Source organism: Comamonas endophytica (genome assembly GCF_023634805.2).
Taxonomy (GTDB): domain Bacteria; phylum Pseudomonadota; class Gammaproteobacteria; order Burkholderiales; family Burkholderiaceae_C; genus Comamonas; species Comamonas endophytica.
Map to the genome: position 1 here is coordinate 326,592 of NZ_CP106882.1, position 17,463 is coordinate 344,054.

At 67.8% G+C, this 17,463-nt stretch carries 14 protein-coding genes and 1 pseudogene; 2 read left to right on the forward strand and 13 right to left on the reverse strand.

Annotated elements, in window-relative coordinates; translation table 11 throughout:
- Nucleotides 1-37: 37 nt before the first annotated feature.
- From M9799_RS18485 to ftrA, 4 genes are all read right to left on the reverse strand, one after another.
- A complete protein-coding gene (locus M9799_RS18485; protein WP_231043772.1) occupies nucleotides 38-1,150 on the reverse strand; it encodes a lactonase family protein in 1,113 nt (370 codons plus the stop codon).
- A gap of 80 nt (nucleotides 1,151-1,230) precedes the next feature.
- Complete coding sequence (locus M9799_RS18490) at nucleotides 1,231-2,298, reverse strand: NAD(P)-dependent alcohol dehydrogenase (RefSeq protein ID WP_231043771.1); 1,068 nt, start codon at nucleotides 2,296-2,298, stop codon at nucleotides 1,231-1,233.
- A 127-nt stretch (nucleotides 2,299-2,425) separates the two neighbouring features.
- Entirely contained in the window at nucleotides 2,426-4,420 is a 1,995-nt protein-coding gene (locus M9799_RS18495) for an OPT family oligopeptide transporter (RefSeq protein ID WP_231043770.1), read from the reverse strand.
- 253 nt (nucleotides 4,421-4,673) lie between these two features.
- Complete coding sequence (gene ftrA / locus M9799_RS18500; RefSeq protein WP_231043769.1) at nucleotides 4,674-5,705, reverse strand: transcriptional regulator FtrA; 1,032 nt, start codon at nucleotides 5,703-5,705, stop codon at nucleotides 4,674-4,676.
- Nucleotides 5,706-5,775: 70 nt separating this feature from the next.
- Between ftrA and M9799_RS18505 the strand changes: the two genes are divergently transcribed.
- Nucleotides 5,776-6,198: a rhodanese-like domain-containing protein gene (locus M9799_RS18505; RefSeq protein WP_231043768.1), complete on the forward strand. Its 423-nt coding sequence runs from the start codon at nucleotides 5,776-5,778 to the stop codon at nucleotides 6,196-6,198.
- A 215-nt stretch (nucleotides 6,199-6,413) separates the two neighbouring features.
- Here M9799_RS18505 and M9799_RS18510 read toward each other — a convergent pair.
- From M9799_RS18510 to M9799_RS18520, 3 genes and pseudogenes are all read right to left on the reverse strand, one after another.
- Nucleotides 6,414-6,539, reverse strand: a pseudogene (locus M9799_RS18510) (thioredoxin domain-containing protein); the annotation flags it as partial.
- A gap of 105 nt (nucleotides 6,540-6,644) precedes the next feature.
- A complete protein-coding gene (locus M9799_RS18515) occupies nucleotides 6,645-7,835 on the reverse strand; it encodes a GGDEF domain-containing protein (RefSeq protein WP_250621338.1) in 1,191 nt (396 codons plus the stop codon).
- Nucleotides 7,836-7,984: 149 nt separating this feature from the next.
- On the reverse strand, nucleotides 7,985-8,869 hold the full coding sequence (locus M9799_RS18520; RefSeq protein WP_231043766.1) for an alpha/beta fold hydrolase: 885 nt from the start codon (nucleotides 8,867-8,869) through the stop codon (nucleotides 7,985-7,987).
- 229 nt (nucleotides 8,870-9,098) lie between these two features.
- On the opposite strand from M9799_RS18520, the gene M9799_RS18525 reads away from it, so the two are divergent.
- Entirely contained in the window at nucleotides 9,099-11,504 is a 2,406-nt protein-coding gene (locus M9799_RS18525) for a catalase (protein WP_231043765.1), read from the forward strand.
- A gap of 294 nt (nucleotides 11,505-11,798) precedes the next feature.
- Here M9799_RS18525 and M9799_RS18530 read toward each other — a convergent pair whose 3' ends face one another.
- The 6 genes from M9799_RS18530 to M9799_RS18555 form a co-directional block, all read right to left on the reverse strand.
- A complete protein-coding gene (locus tag M9799_RS18530; protein WP_231043764.1) occupies nucleotides 11,799-12,749 on the reverse strand; it encodes a lipase secretion chaperone in 951 nt (316 codons plus the stop codon).
- A 2-nt stretch (nucleotides 12,750-12,751) separates the two neighbouring features.
- Nucleotides 12,752-13,693, reverse strand: a complete 942-nt coding sequence (locus tag M9799_RS18535; protein ID WP_231043763.1) for an esterase/lipase family protein — start codon at nucleotides 13,691-13,693, stop codon at nucleotides 12,752-12,754.
- Between the two features lie 120 nt (nucleotides 13,694-13,813).
- Nucleotides 13,814-14,620, reverse strand: a complete 807-nt coding sequence (locus tag M9799_RS18540) for an IclR family transcriptional regulator (protein ID WP_231043762.1) — start codon at nucleotides 14,618-14,620, stop codon at nucleotides 13,814-13,816.
- 63 nt (nucleotides 14,621-14,683) lie between these two features.
- On the reverse strand, nucleotides 14,684-15,661 hold the full coding sequence (locus tag M9799_RS18545; RefSeq protein ID WP_231043761.1) for a PDR/VanB family oxidoreductase: 978 nt from the start codon (nucleotides 15,659-15,661) through the stop codon (nucleotides 14,684-14,686).
- A gap of 5 nt (nucleotides 15,662-15,666) precedes the next feature.
- Nucleotides 15,667-16,446: an SDR family NAD(P)-dependent oxidoreductase gene (locus M9799_RS18550; RefSeq protein ID WP_231043760.1), complete on the reverse strand. Its 780-nt coding sequence runs from the start codon at nucleotides 16,444-16,446 to the stop codon at nucleotides 15,667-15,669.
- A gap of 2 nt (nucleotides 16,447-16,448) precedes the next feature.
- Nucleotides 16,449-17,429, reverse strand: coding sequence for a Bug family tripartite tricarboxylate transporter substrate binding protein (locus M9799_RS18555; RefSeq protein WP_231043759.1), 981 nt, complete (start codon nucleotides 17,427-17,429; stop codon nucleotides 16,449-16,451).
- Nucleotides 17,430-17,463 lie beyond the last annotated feature (34 nt).

Genomic DNA, 17,463 nt, shown 5'->3' on the forward strand with positions numbered 1-17,463 from the left:
TTGAATAGCTATGTGAATAAGCGATGAATAGCGATGTTCAGTCAGTGTCCACGATTTCCACCCAGTTGGCGCCCTTTCCGGCAGGCGCCGAATCAGCGCGCCGCAGCGCACCCGTCTCGAAGTCGATCGCATAGAGCCCGACCTCAGGGCTTTTCTCGCCCGTGACGACCAGCCAGCGCCCGCGCGGATCGATGGCAATGCCGCGCGGCTGCTTTTCCACTTGTAAATACCCGCTGTAAATGAGCTCGCCGGATAGGGGATTGGCGCGGTACCAACTCACGGTGCTGGTGGTGCGCTCCGTGGCATAGACAAAGCGGCCATCGGGCGAGACCTTGATATCCGCGGCCCAGATGCGCGGTGTGTCATCGACTGGCCCACCCGCGCGGATCATGCCCTTTGGCAGCTGCTGGAGCAGCGCTGGCTCATTGGCTGCCGATCCCAGCAGGCGCAGCGCCCCGGTGCCGCGGTCGATGGCATAGGTGCTCACGCCGCCGGACAGCTCATTGAGCACATAGAGAAAACGGCCGTTGGGCGCCGGCGCGATATGCCGCGGACCCGTTCCCTGCTCTGCCTGGACAAAGCCCGTGCCAATGGGGGTCAGCGCGCCGTTGCGCTCATCGAAGGCCAGTTGCAGCACCCGGTCCGCGCCCAACAGGGCCACGTAGGCAAAGCGATTGCTGGGATCGACGACGATGGAATGTGCGTGTCGGCCGGTCTTGTGCAGCTCCAGCGGCTCACCCTGGACCACGCCACCCGGGCCGATGGGGCTCACGCTGATCTGGTCGCCGTCATAGGAGGCCGCCAGCAGGTAGCGCCCGCTGCGGTCGGTGGCGATATGGGGCATGTTCTGCGGCAGCCCGGTGGTCGCCACACGATCGAGCGCGCCGCTCGTGCCGTCGATGCGATAGCTGACCACCGCATGGGGCTGCGCGTAGAGGCTGGCATAGAGATGGCGCCCATCGGGGCTTTGCGCCAGCGGCATCACCAGCGGCCCAGCCTCGGTCGTCGCCAGGGGCTGCAGCCTGCCCTGGGCGCGGTCGATGCGGTAGCTGGAGATGGTGCCGTCCTCGGCATTGGAGACATAGGCAAAGGTTCCCGCCTGCGCCGCGAGGCTGCACGCTGCTGCCACTATCAAGGCAATGTGTTTCATAGTGAGCAGCAGTGTAGGTCGGCTGCTCGCTGCCGGCCTGCAGCGAGCTTGCGCGTGTTGCGGTTATTGGCTCGGCGGGTTCAGGCTGCCACGCTCTGCGCGAGGGTGGACATATCCACCACGAAACGGTACTTCACATCGCTCCTGAGCATGCGCTCATAGGCTTCGTTGATCTGCGACATGGCAATCACCTCGATGTCCGAGACGATGCCGTGGCGCGCGCAGAAGTCGAGCATCTCCTGCGTCTCGGCAATGCCGCCGATCAGCGAGCCGGCCAGGCGGCGGCGCTTCATGATCAGGCTGAAGACCGAGGGCATGGGATGCGGCGTGGCGGGTGCGCCGACCAGTGTCATGGTGCCGTCGAGCTTGAGCAGCGCGAGGAATGGGTCGAGGTCATGCGAGGCCGCGACGGTGTTCAGGATGAAATCGAAGCTGTTGGCGTGCGCCGCCATCTGCGCCGGGTCCCTGGACACCACCACTTCCTTGGCGCCCAGGCGCAGTGCGTCCTCGGTCTTGCCGGGCGAGGTGGTGAACAGCACCACATGCGCGCCCATGGCGGCGGCGATCTTCACGCCCATGTGGCCCAGCCCGCCCAGGCCGACGATGCCGACCTTCTGGCCCGGGCCGACCTTCCACTGGCGCAGCGGCGAATAGGTGGTGATGCCCGCGCACAGCAGCGGCGCCACGGCCGCCAGCTCTGCTTCGGCATGCGACACCCGCAGCACGAACTTCTCGTGCACCACGATGTGGTCGGAATAGCCGCCCAGCGTGTTCTCGCGCGACACCTGCTCCGGGCTGTCGTAGGTGCCGGTGAAGCCGTTGTCGCAGTACTGCTCCAGGCCGTCGGCGCAGGGCTGGCAGCGCTGGCAGCTGTCGACCATGCAGCCCACGCCGACGATGTCGCCCACCTTGAACTTGGAGACGCCATTGCCGATGGCGCGCACGCGGCCGACGATCTCGTGGCCGGGAACGCAAGGGTACTTGGCCGGGCCCCATTCGCTGCGCGCCGTGTGCAGGTCGGAGTGGCAGACGCCGCAGTGCAGGATGTCGATGGCCACGTCGCGCTGCTGCGGCGCGCGCCGTTCGAAGGTGAAGGGCGCCAGCGGCGTGGTGGCGGACTGGGCGGCATAGGCGTGGGCAAGGGTCATGAAGGCTCTCCGTGGTTGAACGCCGGAGCCGGCGCAAGGCCTTCAAGAATATCGGCATTGCGTGAAGGGCCAGCGGTTTTTAGCGGCTAAAACCCGTCACTGCGTGTTGCCTCCCCCTCCTGGCGCTTCATTTGCGCAGCACGCGCCGGTAGAAGAATGCGAACAGCGCCGCAAAGCAGCCCATCCCCAGCCACATGGCGGGCGTGAAGCCCTGCTCCACCAGCGCCAGCGGCGCATCCCTGCCGCTGAAACCGATCAGCGCGGCGATCAGCAGGCCGGTCAGGCTCTCGCCCACGATGAGCCCCGAAGCCAGCAGCAGTCCGCGCTCGCTGGCCGTGTCGATCCACGCCTTGCCGTGGCGCGCACCGTGGCGCTGGATGGCACGCTGCACCAGCCAGCCCAGCAGCGCGCCCAGCGCCAGCGTCATGCCGATGGTCGGCGGCAGGTAGATGCCCAGCCCCACGGCCAGCGGCGGCAGCGCGCCCTTGCCCGCGCGGCGCAACGCCACGTCGGCGAGGATGACCAGCACCCCGAGCGCCATGCCTAGCCCCAGCATGGTCCAGTCGAGGCCACCGGTGAAGATGCCGTTGGCGATCTGCGTCATCAGCGTCGCCTGAAGCGCGGCCAGCGCCTGTGCTGCATCCATGCCCTCGCGCGGCATGGCGCCGGCAAAGCCATAGGCGTTGTAGAGCAGATCGAGCACCGGCGGGATGACCAATGCCCCGACCAGCACGCCGATGATCAGCACCGCCTGCTGCCGCCAGGGGGTCGCGCCGACGAGATAGCCGGTCTTCAGGTCCTGCAGGTTGTCGTTGGAGATCGCCGCCATCGCCAGCACCGACGACACCATGAACAGCACCAGCGCCACGCCCAGCTGGCCCGAAACGCTGTCCGCATAGGCCGGCGCCAGCGCATGCAGCGCCAACAGCGACAGGCCCATCAGGATGGTGGCGATGATGCCGATGCCCGAGATCGGGCTGGCCGAGGAGCCCACCAGCCCCGCCATGTAGCCGCAGGCCGCGGCCACCAGGAAGCCGAACACCGCAGCAAACACCACGCACAGCGCCGACAGGCCATGGCGCGCCGCGGCCGACAGCCCGGGCATGTGCTGGGCGATGAAGTAGTCCACCACGGCAAACAGCACGCCCAGCGCCGCCAGGCCGATCAGCAGCATCCAGCGGCGCGGCATGTCGCGGTCGGTTTCATCGGAGGCTGCCGGCGCGTCGGCGCGCCGGGCCGGCTGGTTGCGCATCGCCTGCAGGATCGGCCGGGCCAGCGTGGCCACGGTCCACAGCGCGGCAACGCCAATGACGCCCGCGCCCAGGAAGCGTGCCTTGCCGCTCCACAGCTGCAGGGCCAGGGCCGATACCGCCTGGCCCGCCTCGGGCGTGGCCTGCGCCGTCAGCCATGGCACCACCAGGCCCCAGCACAGCACCAGGCCCAGCAGCACCGCCGCGCCCGCCGCTGCGCCCATCAGATAGCCCGCAGCCAGCAGCGCCGGCGAGAAGCCCGCGGCAAAGCGAAAGGCCACGCTGCCCGCGGGTATCCATACGTTGACCGCATCGCCCAGCACACGAAAACCGCTGCCGAACAGCCCGAACAGTGCCGCCAGCCCCGTGCCCCAGGCCAATTCGCGCAGGCCGCTGCTGCTGGGCGCGTCCTCCTCCTGGTGGCGCTGCGCATCGCCCACGCGCAGCACCTCGGCGGCCGCCAGGCCCTCGGGGTATGGCAGGTGCGGCGACTGCACGACCATCACGCGGCGCAGCGGCACGGTGAACAGCACGCCCAGCGTGCCGCCCGCCGCGCAGAGCAGCGCCGTCTGCCAGAACGGAAACCCGCTCCACAGCCCCAGCATCAGCAGGCCCGGCAGCACGAAGATCACCGAGGACAGCGTGCCGGCCGCCGAGGCCTGCGTCTGCACCATGTTGTTCTCCAGGATGTTGGAGTCCTTGAAGCGGTACAGCAGCGCCATGGAAATGACGGCGGCCGGAATGGCCGAGGCGAAGGTCAGCCCGACCTTCAGGCCGAGGTAGACATTCGCAGCGGTGAAGGCCAGGGTGATCAGCGCCCCGAGCACCACACCGCGCAGCGTGAACTCGCGCAGGGGTTGGGTGTTTGTCATGCGCTGAGATGTTAAGACCTGCAGCCGGCACCACTGCCATCAAGCCCATTGGCGCGTGCGCACGCGTGCGGCGAGCCCCGGCGCCGCCGCAGCGCAAGTGAGCGCCCCTTGCGAAAAGCGCCGCGAGCGCAGAGCCGATGCACATTGCCCGCTGGCGCATGACACGGCCTCGCTGGCGGCAGCCCAAGCCGTCACTGGGCAGCTGAATGTCTGCCGCTGGAAATTTCGAATCGACGGCTTCGATCCTTTGCAGTCACCGCTCCCGGCGGACCGACGCCATTCCTGTGTTTGCCAGCGCAGCGCCGAACATGCCACGGTAGGCCCTGGGCGTAAGGCCCAGCCTGGATTTGAAGTGATGCCTCAATGCCTGCGCACTGCCGAACCCCACTTGCATGCCAATGTCGTCCAACGGCATCGAACTGCTTTCAAGGAGCCGCTGTGCTTGCGCCACGCGTTCGGCGTTGAGCCATTGCCCTGGAGGCAGACCTGTTGCTGCGATGAAGCGGCGAAGGAATGTCCTTGGGCTCATGAGCACGATTTCCGCCATGCGGTCAACTGTCCAGTGGGCTTGGAGATCCGTCCGGATCTGCTCCAGCAAGTCGGAGAGCCGGCTCCATCGATGCGGCTGCACGGGGCGTTCGATGAACTGTGCTTGACCACCGCTGCGGTGAGGTGGCATCACCAGACGCCGGGCCACGCTGTTGGCGGCTGCCACGCCATAGTCGCTGCGCACGATGTGCAGCATCAGATCCATGCCGGCAGCGCTTCCTGCCGAAGTCAGAATGCGGTCTTCCTCGGCATAGAGCACTTCGGCATCGACCTCGATGGCCGGATGCCGACTGCGCAGTGCCTCGGCATAGCGCCAGTGCGTGGCGGCCCGACGGCCATCCAGCAGCCCGGTGGCGGCAAGGACGAAGGCGCCGGAGCAAATGGACGCCAGACGGGCGCCACGTTCCCAGGCCATGCGCAGGCGCTGCGCCAACTCCTCGGGTACTGGAACTTGCGGCCCCTTCCACCCGGCCATGACGATCAGGTCCGCATGCTCCAACAGATCGGCTTGTCCGTCGGCCATGACGCGCAGGCCGCCGTGCGCGCGCAAGACGCCAGGCTCGACGGCAGCACTGGCAAAGCGATACCAGCCAGGACCCATCTCCGGACGTGTCAACCCGAAGATTTCGGCCACGATGGAGAACTCGAAAGTACACAGGCCGTCATAGACCGGCGCCACGACCAGAGGTCCATGGGTGGAAACCGCAGTTGGCGTGATTTCATCGATGGCTGTCATATCCGCCAATTGTGACTTGCCTGCCGCCAAGGCAAGATCAGCTTCATTGCACAAACACATCATCCCTGCCATGTCGACCAAACCCACTGAAGTCACCGCAATTCCTGCCGCGCCGCCTGCCGTCGCAGAAGCCCATTTCGCCGCAGAATTCAGTTTTGAAACCGATTGCTGGGATGTCCATGACGGACTGCGGAAGGGGCCCGATTTCGTGCTGCTCGACGTCCGGTCTCCGACGCTATTCGCCATGGGACATATTCCAGGAGCCATCAATCTGCCCCACGGCAAGATCGTCGAGAGCAAATTGATGGATTGGCCCAAGCAAACGCTTTTTGTCACTTACTGCGCTGGACCTCATTGCAACGGGGCAGCCCGTGGAGCCTTGCGTTTGGCGCGCCTGGGGCGGCCGGTGAAGATGATGGCTGGTGGTGTCAGCGGATGGTTGGATGAGGGTTTTGAACTGGATAGAACAATGGCTGAAGTGCCTTCTGTCTGAAGATCACCGACCAATGCCGACCGGCGACCTGCCGTCATCTCTTGCCATCAATACCTCCCAGCACTCCGAACCCGAGCACAGCCCGGCAACACCCTCCCCCTAAGCCGTCCGTTCTCCCAAACTGCACAAAACCCGCGCGCTCGCTCAGCCGCTCGTAGCACGCCCTGCCGATCCGCTGGTCCACGCGGGCGCGGGCCTGCGCGTGGGGCGGATACAGGGCCGGCGGTGGACTGGAAACCCGCGCCCCCGTCTTCCTGCGCGAAGGGAATGTTCGGCTCGGCGCAGGTCCACGGCACCTTGCGTACGTCGATGGAGCTTGTCTTTCCCAGGATTCGCAGCATGTGTCGTTCCTTTTGCCTGATGGCCTGGACGGTGATTGCGCCGCTTAGGCAGCGGCGATGCCCAAAGGGCGATCCGGCGTCGAATGCCGAGCGCCCCGTGGAATCTCAGACGGCAGCTCCCTGCATTTCCAGGCTTCGAGCGTGCGACCACTCCACGCGGTTGCGCCCGCCGGCCTTGCCGCGGTAGAGGGCCACATCGGCTTCCTGCAGCGCGCCGTCCAGGGCCTGGGCGCTGCCGAACTGCTGCGAAACCCCGATCGTGGCGGTGACGCGCAGCACGGCGGCGCAGCCGACGACTTCGATCGCCTGGTTTTCGATCTCCGCACGCAAACGCTCCGCGAGCCGCGCCGTGCCGGCGGCGTCGGTGTCGCTGCAGATGGCGACGAACTCCTCTCCGCCGATGCGGCCCGTCAAGTCACCCTGCCGCATCGCGCCGCGCAACACCTGCGCCACCTGGCACAGCACGGCATCGCCGGCGTGGTGGCCATGGGTGTCGTTGATGCGCTTGAAATGGTCGACATCGATCAGCAGCAGGCATACGGGAGCCGCACCGGGGGCGCTGAAATGCAACTCGAGCGCCTGCGCCAGCCCGCGCCGGTTGAGCAGTTGCGTCATGGGGTCGCAGGCCGCCATCTGGCGCAGCTCGTCCGTCAGGCGGCGCAGCACCAGCCAGACGATCGAGGGCGGCAGCACGGTGGTGAGGGAGCACATGTAGACGTAGAACACCAGCTGGAAGCGGCTGTCCATGTGCAGCGCTTCCAGCCCGCCATCGACGATGCGCAGGAACTTGAGCGCGTTGAGCACGCAGATGCCGCCGATCAGCAGCGCGAAGAAGACCATCTCGCGCTGCAGGTCCCGCGCAAAGCTGCGCGCGCCCCGGACGACCGCGATGCCCATGACCAGGAACAGCAGCGCCGACACGCCGGCCAGCATGGCATAGCGCGCCACCGGCCCCAGGCTCCACTGCACCAGGACCTGCGCGGCGGCATAGGCCAGGGCAAATGCCGTCAGCGGGCGTACCAGTGCTCCGCCATACCCGAAGAAGCGCATGGCTCCGCAGGCATAGGCCAGGGGCGAGGCGATGGTGAGCGTGTGATTGACCACGCTCATGAGGCTCCAGGCAGGGCCGCCTTCGGCGAGCTGCAGCACATAGGCCAGGCCCAGCAGCAGGTTGCCCAGGGCAAAGAAATCCATCCCCAGCTTCCTGCCGTGCAGCCTGGTGCTGATGAGCAGGAACATCGCCGCGAAGAACAGCAGATGGGCACACAGCATGCCAACAAGAATGGATGCAACCATGGTGAAACAATGACAGAGGTCTGCGCAGCGGCGGGGGACGGCCTGCGATCCAAGGACCAGGCGGTGGATGCACGGCAATCCGTGCCATCGCGGGCTAGCGCGAGAACCGTCGAAGTTTAAGCAAATTGGCTGGCGCGTTGGCGCCGCGTTCAACGCAGCGCACGGAGCACCCTCTCGTTGAATGCCTCTGGTTGGTCGAGCATCACGAAATGCCGGCTTCCGTCGATCCGCACCAGGCGCACCTGGGCCAGCCCCGCATAGGCCGCGGCAAATGCCGCATCGACCTGCTCCGCCGGACCATAGGAGGGGTGGTGGGCATAGATGACGGTGGTCGGTGCCCCAATGCGCGGCAGCTCGGGGCGCAGGTCGGTGGTGGCCAGCTCATACATGGCGTCGGCCACGGTCCTGACATCGGATTGGCGGCCCCAGCGGCTGATGGCCGCGCGGCTGTCGGCGCCCAAGGACAGGCGCGCGGCGCCCGACTCCTGGATCGCCGCGCGCTGCGCATCGGTGGCCGCCAGCAACGTCTCGCGCCCCGCGCGGGCACCAGGCTCCGCGCTTTGGGCCGTTGCCGCCGGGTCGAACAGCAGACTGTAGAAAGGCAGCGCATCGACCACCACCAGCCGGCCGACGGCTTGCGGCTGCCGCGCACCCAGCATCAAGGCCACCGCGCCGCCAAAGGAATGGCCCACCACCGCCGGGCAGGACAGTCCATTGCGTGCGATGTAGCCAGCCAGCGCGGTGGCCAGATGGGCGGCCAGCGGCGCGGCGCCGGGCACCCGCGCGCGGCCGGCAAAGCCCGCGACGTGGATCAGATGCACGCGGTGGCGCACCGTCAACCGCGCCGCCAGCGAGGACCAGACTTCGGGGCTGGAAGCCAGGCCGGGAAGCAGCAGGACGTCGGGGCCGCTGCCCTGGATTTCCACACCGAAAAGCGTGCTTTCGCCAGCGGCCGCACAGGCCGCTGCGCCCAGGCAAGGCCCCAGCAGCAGGGTGAGGACGGCATCGCGGCGCGAAATGGGACGGTTGTTCATGGGTACTGGTCAATGCGGGACGCCGGCGCATGCCGGACCCGGATGGCCACGGCATGGAGATGGGCGGCCATCCAGAAGGGTGCTTCATTGTGCCTGCGCCAGCGCTCACTCGCACGCGGCGCCCATGCCGGCGGCGCCCAAGTCTGCGGGCTCAACGCGACCTCGTCCTACGGAGAAATCGCAGGACGAATTTAGTCTAAGGAATTCCCCACCCTCCACGAAAGATCCCATGACGAAAGAAAGCACAAGTTCGGGCGCCCAGGGCGCAAGTGCCGACAAGGCGGCGGCGAGGAACACCGACAGCGGCCCCTCGGCAATGGGTCCAGGCGGCGGCGACGCGCTGGCCGTGCAGGCGGTCGAGACCAACGACCTGGTGGCCGCCCGGCCCTACAACCCCAACAAGGCCGGCGAGCACGGCTTCAACAATGGCCTGGCACCGGCTCCGGGCGCCACCGCCGAGCCCGCATCGCGCCTGCCCACGGCCAGCACGCTGTCCGAAGGCAATTCGAACGAGAAGGTCGGCACCGTCGCGCCCGAGGGTGTGAACGCCACCATCGCGCCGCTGGACCGCGTGCGCGTCGATTCCTCGGGCCAGATCCTGACCACCAACCAGGGCGTGCCGATCGCCGACAACCAGAACTCGCTCAAGTACGGCGTGCGCGGCCCGGCGCTGCTGGAAGACTTCATCCTGCGCGAGAAGATCACGCATTTCGACCACGAGCGCATTCCCGAGCGCATCGTGCACGCGCGCGGCTCCGCCGCCCACGGCTTCTTCGAGGCCTATGAGTCGCTCAGCGACCTGACGCGCGCTGCACCGTTCCAGGAAGCCGGCAAGATCACGCCGGTGTTCGTGCGCTTTTCCACGGTGCAAGGCGAGCGCGGCTCCAAGGACACGGCGCGCGACGTGCGCGGCTTCGCCGTCAAGTTCTACACCGACGAGGGCAACTGGGACCTGGTGGGCAACAACATCCCGGTGTTCTTCATCCAGGACGCGATGAAGTTCCCGGACCTGGTGCATGCCGTCAAGCCCGAGCCGCACCACCAGATGCCGCAGGCCGCCAGCGCCCACGACACCTTCTGGGACTTCGTCTCGCTGATGCCCGAGTCCACGCACATGCTGATGTGGCAGATGTCGGACCGCGCGATTCCGCGCAGCTACGCCACCATGCAGGGCTTTGGCGTGCACAGCTTCCGCTTCGTCAACGCCGCGGGCGAGTCGGTGTTCGTCAAGTTCCACTGGTCGCCCAAGGCCGGCACGCATTCGCTGGTCTGGGACGAGGCCGTGAAGATCTCGGGCGCCGACCCGGACTACCACCGCCGCGACCTGTGGGAGCGCATCGAGGCCGGCGCCTATCCCGAGTACGAACTGGGCGTGCAGGTGTTCACCGAGGAGCAGGCCGAGCAGTTCAGCTTCGACATCCTCGACGCCACGAAGATCATTCCCGAGGAGCTGATCCCCGTGCGCCCCATCGGCCGCATGGTGCTCAACCGCAACCCGGACAACTTCTTCGCCGAAACCGAACAGGTCGCGTTCTGCACGGCCCATGTGGTGCCCGGCATCGATTTCTCCAACGATCCGCTGCTGGCCGGACGCATCCATTCCTATGTGGACACGCAGATCACGCGCCTGGGCGGGCCGAACTTCCACGAGATCCCGATCAATGCGCCGGTGGCGCCGGTGCACAACAACCAGCGCGACGGCTTCCACCGCCAGGCCATCCACCGCGGCCGGGTGAGCTACGAGCCCAATTCGCTGGCCGGGGGCTGCCCCTTCCAGGCGGGCGCCCAGGGCTTTGTCTCCGTGCCAGCGCGCATCGAGGCCAAGGAAGCCCAGGGCAAGGTGCGCGCCAAGCCGGAGAAGTTCGCCGACCACTACACCCAGGCTACGCTGTTCTATGAAAGCCAGACTCCGGTCGAGAAGGCGCATATCGCTGCCGCCTTCCGCTTCGAGCTGAGCAAGGTGACGGTGCCGGCCATCCGCGAACGCACGGTGGCCATGCTGCGCAATGCCTCCGAGGAGCTGGCGCAGAAGCTTGCGGATGACTTGGGCATGGAGTTGCCCGAGGCATTGCCGAAGGCATTGGCCAATCCAGCCACGCCCGAGGTGACCCAGTCGCCGGCGCTGTCGCTGTTCGCGCGTCCTGGTGACGGCTCCATCATGGGCCGCAAGATCGCGATCCTGGTGGCCGACGGCATCGAAGGCCAGAGCGCCGTGGCGCTGCACGCGGCGCTCACCGAAGAAGGCGCGGTGCCGCGCTTCGTCGCCCCGCGCATCGGCCCGGTGAAGACCGCCGACGGCGTGGCCATCGATGCCGATGCCTCGCTGGAAAACGAGCCCGGCTTCCTGTTCGACGCGCTGGCGCTGCCCGATGGCGAAGCCGGCGTGAAGAAGCTCGCGGCCGATGGCCACACCATGGAGTTCATCACCAACTGCTACCGCCATTGCAAGGCCATCCTGGTGATGCCGGCCTCGCTGGAGCTGGTGCGCAAGGCGCAGGTCCCGGCCGAGCTGCCCTCGGGCGATCCGGATCCGGGCCTGTTCGTGGGCGCCGACGCGGCGCAGTTCGAGGCCTTCATCGAAGGTATCGCGCGCCACCGCCACCCCGAGCGCGAGACCGATCCGCCGATGGTCTGATGCATTCAGGTAGGCTGAAATAACCGAAGGGCCGGGAAGCATGACTTCCTGGCCCTTCGGCGTTTTGGGTCGCCTTTTATCGTGCAGGTGGCCCGTCATCCTTCGACAAGCTCAGGACGAACGGTTTTACGGATGCCCCGGGGCAGACTTCACGCCTCCCCCTCGGCGATCTCCACCAGCAGCACCACAAGGATGCCGACCCAGATGAGGTCGAAACCCGCGAGCTGGATCATCGGCAGCACGACGGCGCTGGTGAACGAAGGCCGGCAGGAGGATTGGGCGGCAAGGCGCCGATCATTCGGTCGCGGCTTCGGCGGCCATCAGCCGCAGCGCCAGCGCTGCATCGATGCGCGGCTGCTCCTGAGCGGAAAACAGCTGCTGGCGCAGCTGCAGCGCGGCGCCGTCGCGGCCCGGCTGTGCCAGCGCCTGGCTGTACTGCGCGAGCCGCTGCTGCCAGTGCTGCTCCTCGCGGTCCAGCGCCGCCAGCGCCTGCGCCGCGGCCTCGCCCCAGCGCGCGCTGCGCACGGCATGGCGTATGGCGGGATCCGCGTTGCGGGCGTCGAAGGCGGCAGTCTGCTCGGCGGCCGCCAGATGCTCGGTGATGGCGCTGTACTCGGCTCGCTTTTGCGTCGGCAGCAAGGCGTCCGCCGCCTGCAGCGCCAGCCTGCGCTGCTCAGGGTCCAGCCCGGAAGCCAGCGCGGCTTCCATCCGCGCCAGGGCATGGCGCTCCGTCTCGTCCTCGCGCGCAAAAAGCGCATCGTATTCGGCAATGTCGAAGTACCGCAGGCGCGTCGCATCGCGTGCCCGCAGCGCATGGCGCAGCGCCTGCGGATCGTCTGGGTCCTGCGGCGCGTTCAGCTGGCCCAGCGCGACGCGGTAATCCACATAGCGTTCGGCCAGCGCCAGCGCGCGTGCCGTCAGCCCGGCCGGGAAATGCGCGCCCACCAGGGCTGCGATGCGCTGCTTGAGCTGGGGCGGGTCACCGGCCTCCCCGGCTTCCAGCAGCAGCATCTCCAGCGTATGGCGCAGGCCCGGCGCGAGCAGCGGATCGGAGACAGGAGTGGCTTGCATGCGCGGTGCGCGAGCGGGCGGATGCACCGGCTGGATGACAGCCGTTTCGCCCATCCTCGACAGCCGGACCTCGCCCCCGGGCGGTGCCGGCCGTGCCTGGCGCCAGAGCACCGCGGCCAGCGCCAGGGCCAGCGCGATGGCAATTGCCGCCCAGGCATGCGGATGGGTTGCCATGGCTACAGCCCCAGCAGCTTCAGGCGGTTGGCATGCTGGCGGTACAGCGCCACCGGATCGACCGAGAACCAGCCGCGCAGCCCCAGCATCTGGTTGATCTGGTCCAGGTGGTTGTGCGGATAGTCGCCCAGATGGGTTCCCAGCCGCGCGGAGCAGGCAGTGACCAGCCCGTCATTGGGTTCGTCGAACACCAGGCCCAACAGGCTCAGCGGAAGGTCGGAGGGGTCAAGCGGGTTGGTCAGCAGCCTGGTGCCGGTCCATGAGTAGTAGCGCACACCGTCCACCAGCTCCTCTCCATGGCCGCAGCCGCTGGGCACGCCCTGCGGAAAGCGGCGGTTGAAGTCGGCAATGCCCGCGGTGGTGAATGAATTCAGCGCCGCTGCGGGCATCTGCGGCAGGCGCTCGCCACCAGAAAACAGGCCGATCAGCCCGACCAGCGCCCTGGCGGCGCCCTTGGCCACGGATTCCGACACCGAGCCCGGCGGCGTGGCGTTGCGCACGATGTCCGCCAGGCGCGAGCCCCGGTTGGGCGCGGCAATGGCCGTGACCGAGGCCACCAGCTGCGGCGCCACGCCGGCCACATAGCGCGCGGTCAGCCCGCCATGCGAATGCCCGATCAGATGCACCTTGGCCGCGCCCGACAGCGCCAGCACGTTCCTGACCTGCGCCAGCAGCTGCTCGCCGCGCACCTCGGTGCTGTGCGCGCCCGATACACGCGCCACGTAGACCCGCGCCCCGCCCTGGCGCAAGGCGCCGGGAATGCCATAGAAATACTCCATGCCCAGCGTCGTGTCGAAGCCGAACAGCCCGTGCACCAGCATGATCGGATAACGCGTCTGCGTATAGCCGTCGCCGCCCTGCGCCTGCGCCATACCCGCCAGCAGCAGCCCGGCCGCTGCCATGAAAAGCAGCCGGCGCAGGACGCGGTGCAAACATCCAGTCATGGGATTGTCTCGGTTGACGAAACAATTCTAGAAGCCGGCTGGATGGCTGCCCTGAATGGCAGGACACGCAGTGATGCCAATAGGCCGAAGCCGGCGCGGCGCCCGGGCCGCACCCGGCTGCTAGTTCGCGTTGGGCACGCCCGCCGCCGCCTTGAAACCCAGCGCCGCCGAAAGCTGCTGCGCTTCGTGCATCAGCATCGCGCCATAGCGCTGCACCAGTTCCTCGCTGAGCCGGGCGCTGGGGCCGAACAGGCCCAGCGAGCCCACGACGCGGCCGCTGCTCTCGAAAAAGGGCGCAGCGATCGCCACCGCGCCCTGGATCAGTTCGTCCCGGCTCATCGCGTAGCCCTGCTGGCGGATCTGCCCGAGCTGCTGCATCACGCGCTTGGCATCGGCTGCGTTCTGCGCACCGTAGGTGCTCAGGTCGGCGGCCTTGGGGTCGAGCCACGCCAGGATGGAGCGGCCGCTGGCGCCGCGCACCAGCATCTCGCGGTAGCCCACGCCGCGCCGAAAGCTCAGCGGCTGGGTGCTGGGAAGCTCGGCGACGCACACCCTGTGGGTGCCTTCCTGCACATGCAGCGAGACCGTCTCGCGGGTGCTTTCCCAGAGCCTGCGCATCATGGGATGGGCCACGGTCTCGTAGCTCGTGCCCGAGGACCATGCATGCGCCAGCTGGGCGACGGCCGGCCCCAGCCTGAAGCGCTGGGGCTCGCCCTCGGAGACCAGGAAGCCCTTGGCATCGAGCGTGTCGAGCAAGCGGTACAGCGTGGGGCGGCTGAGGTCCACGCGCTTGAGCAATTCGGAAACCAGCAGCCCATCGTCCGCCGGCTTGAATGCCAGCAGGATGTCCAATGCGCGCTGGACGGCACGCACGCCGCCTTCGGATTTGTCGGATTCGGCCTTGTCGGCAGCGTTGTTGTCGGTCATGGCAGCACTTTACCCTGAGTGTCCGCCAGACGGACAATGGCGTATAGCCTTCATGCTGCGGCCTCAGCAGTCCAGCACCAGCGTGCCCGAGCGGCAGCCCGAGACGCAGATCATCATCGACCGGTTGGCCGCCTGCTCCTGTTTCGTCAGGATCAGGTCGCGGTGCTCGACATCGCCCGAGATCACCTTCACCTCGCAGGCGCCGCAGACTCCCTCGCGGCAGCTGTAATCGGGGTTCAGGCCGGCGTCGATCAGCGCATCGAGCAGCGCCACGCCGGGCGCGACATGCACCGCCTTGCCGGAACGGCGCAGTTCGACGCAATAACCTTCCCCGGGCGTTTGGTCCGGCGATCGCGGCCCGGCCCCGAAACGCTCCAGGTGCACCTGCGCCGGATCGCGCGCGGCGCAGGCGCGCTCGTAGTCATCGAGCATCGACTGCGGGCCGCAGCAGTAGAAATGCGCATCCGCGGGCTGGGCCGCCAGCAGCTGGTCCAATGCGGGGCGCACGCCGCGCTCGCTCCTGAAATGCCAGTCCACCGTCAGCAGGCCCTGCGAAGCGGCGGCCAGCGCCCCGATCTCGGAGACGAAGGCCGCGCCCTCGCGGCTTGCGGCGCAATAGATCAGATGCGCGGGCCGGCCCAGCGCGACCAGGCGCTGCGCCATGGCGTAGATCGGCGTGATGCCGATGCCGCCCGCCAGCAGCACGCTGCGCGGCGCGGCCTCCTGCAGGGCGAAATGGTTGCGCGGCGCGCCGATGGCGATCGTCTGTCCGACGCGCAGCCGCTCGTGCACATGGCGCGAGCCGCCGCGGCTGGCGCGATCGAGCGTGACGGCCACGACATAGCGGTGGCTTTCGCCGGGGTTGACGAGCGAGTAGCTGCGCACCAGGCCCTCGGCCAGATGCAGGTCGATATGCGCGCCCGCTTCCACCGCCTGCGCGAACCCGGTAGCGGGCGCCAGCGGGCGCAGCTCGATGCTGACGATGCCCACTGCTTCGTGGCGCAGCTGGTGGACCAGGGCTTGGAGGGTATTGGAAGACATGGCAATCACATGATGTGCAGGCCACCATCCACCATCAGCGTAGTGCCGGTGATGAAGGAGGCTTCGCTGGAGGCCAGCCAGACGATCGGCCAGGCGATCTCCTCGGGCGCGGCCCAGCGGCCGATCAGCGAGGTGTCCTTGCGCTCGGTCTTGAGCTGTTCGATGCTCTTGCCCTTGTCCTGCGCGCGGCCGACGTGGAAGTCGGTCAGCGTCGAGCCCGGGCACACGGCATTGGCGCGCACGCCATGCGCCGCCTCCTCGAATGCCAGGCTGCGCGTATAGGCCAGCTGCGCGGCCTTGGTGGCGTCGTACAGCGCCATGCCCTTGCGCCCGGTCACCGCGTAGCAGGATGAGACGTTGACGATGCTGCCCGCGCCCGACGCACGCAGCGCCGGCAGCGCCGCGCGGCAGTAGTTGGACATGCCGACCAGGTTCACGCCGACCATGGCCTGCCATTCGGCCGCAGTGGCGTCGGCGGCGGCGCTGTAGTTGCGCATGGCGGCGTTGTTGACCAGGATGTCTAGGCCGCCCCACTGCGCCGTGCATTGCCGCACCGCGGCCAGCGCGGCGGCCTCGTCGGCCACGTCGGCGGCCAGGCAGGCCAGGCGCGCATCGGGCAGCGCGCCGCTGATCGCCAGGCGCGTGCGCTCGAGCGCCTGCGCGTTGGCATCGACCAGCAGCACGGCCGCGCCCTCGCGGCAAAACAGGTGGGCGGCCGCGGCGCCGATGCCGGCGCCGGCGCCCGTGATCAGGGCGGTGCGTCCCGCCAGTCTGGAGTGGTTCATGGCTAGTCCGCCTTCGCGCCGGTGGCCTTGATGACGCTGCCCCAGCGGCCGATCTCGGTGCCGATCCAGTCGCTGAATTGCCTGGGCGTGCCCGCCACGGTCTCGAATTCCATTTCCTGCAGGCGTTTGCTGATGTCGGGGGAGTTCAGGATGCGCACCATCGCCTGGTGGTAGGTGTTGATGATGTGCGGCGGCGTGCGCGCCGGCGCCAGCAGGCCGATCCAGGAGGTGGCCTCGAAGTCCTTGAGCCCGGACTCGGCCAGCGTGGGGACGTCGGGCGTGCTGGGAAAGCGCTGGGAGCCGGTCGAGGCCAGCAGCTTGAGGCGCCCCTCCTTGACGAAACCCTGCACGTTGCCGGGCACGAAGAAGCCGGCGTGGATGTTGCCGGCAATCAGGTCCGTCACGGCCGGCCCCGCACCGCGGTAGGGCACGTGCGTCATCTGGAAATGCGCCGCCGACTTCATCATCTCCATGGTCAGGTGCGAGGCGCTGCCCACGGCCACCGAGCCATAGGTGTACTTCTTCGGGTCGGCCTTCACCTTGGCGATGAAGTCCTTGATGTCGGTGAAGCCGCTGTCCGGGCTCACCACCAGGAACTGTGGCGACTTCACCGCCAGCGTGATGGGGGCGAAATCCTTTTGCGGATCGAAGGGCATCTTGTCGAACAGCGTCACGTTGATCGCCATCGGCCCGTTGTAGCCGATGAGCAGCGTGTGGCCGTCGGGCGCGGCGCGGCTGACCTCGTAGGCGCCGATGTTGCCGCCCGCCCCGGGCTTGTTCTCCACGACGAAGGGCTGCCCCAGCGCCTCCTGCAGCTTGGGCGCGATCAGCCGCGCCAGCACATCGTTGGTGCTGCCGGTGATGGGCACGACAATGCGCACGGGCTTGGTGGGGCGCCACTCGGGCGCGGCCTGCGCCGCGGCCGCGGACATGGCGCAGGCGCATAACGCCAGGGCGGCGCCCAGCTTGCGGTGGATCTTCATGGGTCTGTCTCCGTTGTTCTAATGGATCCGGCAG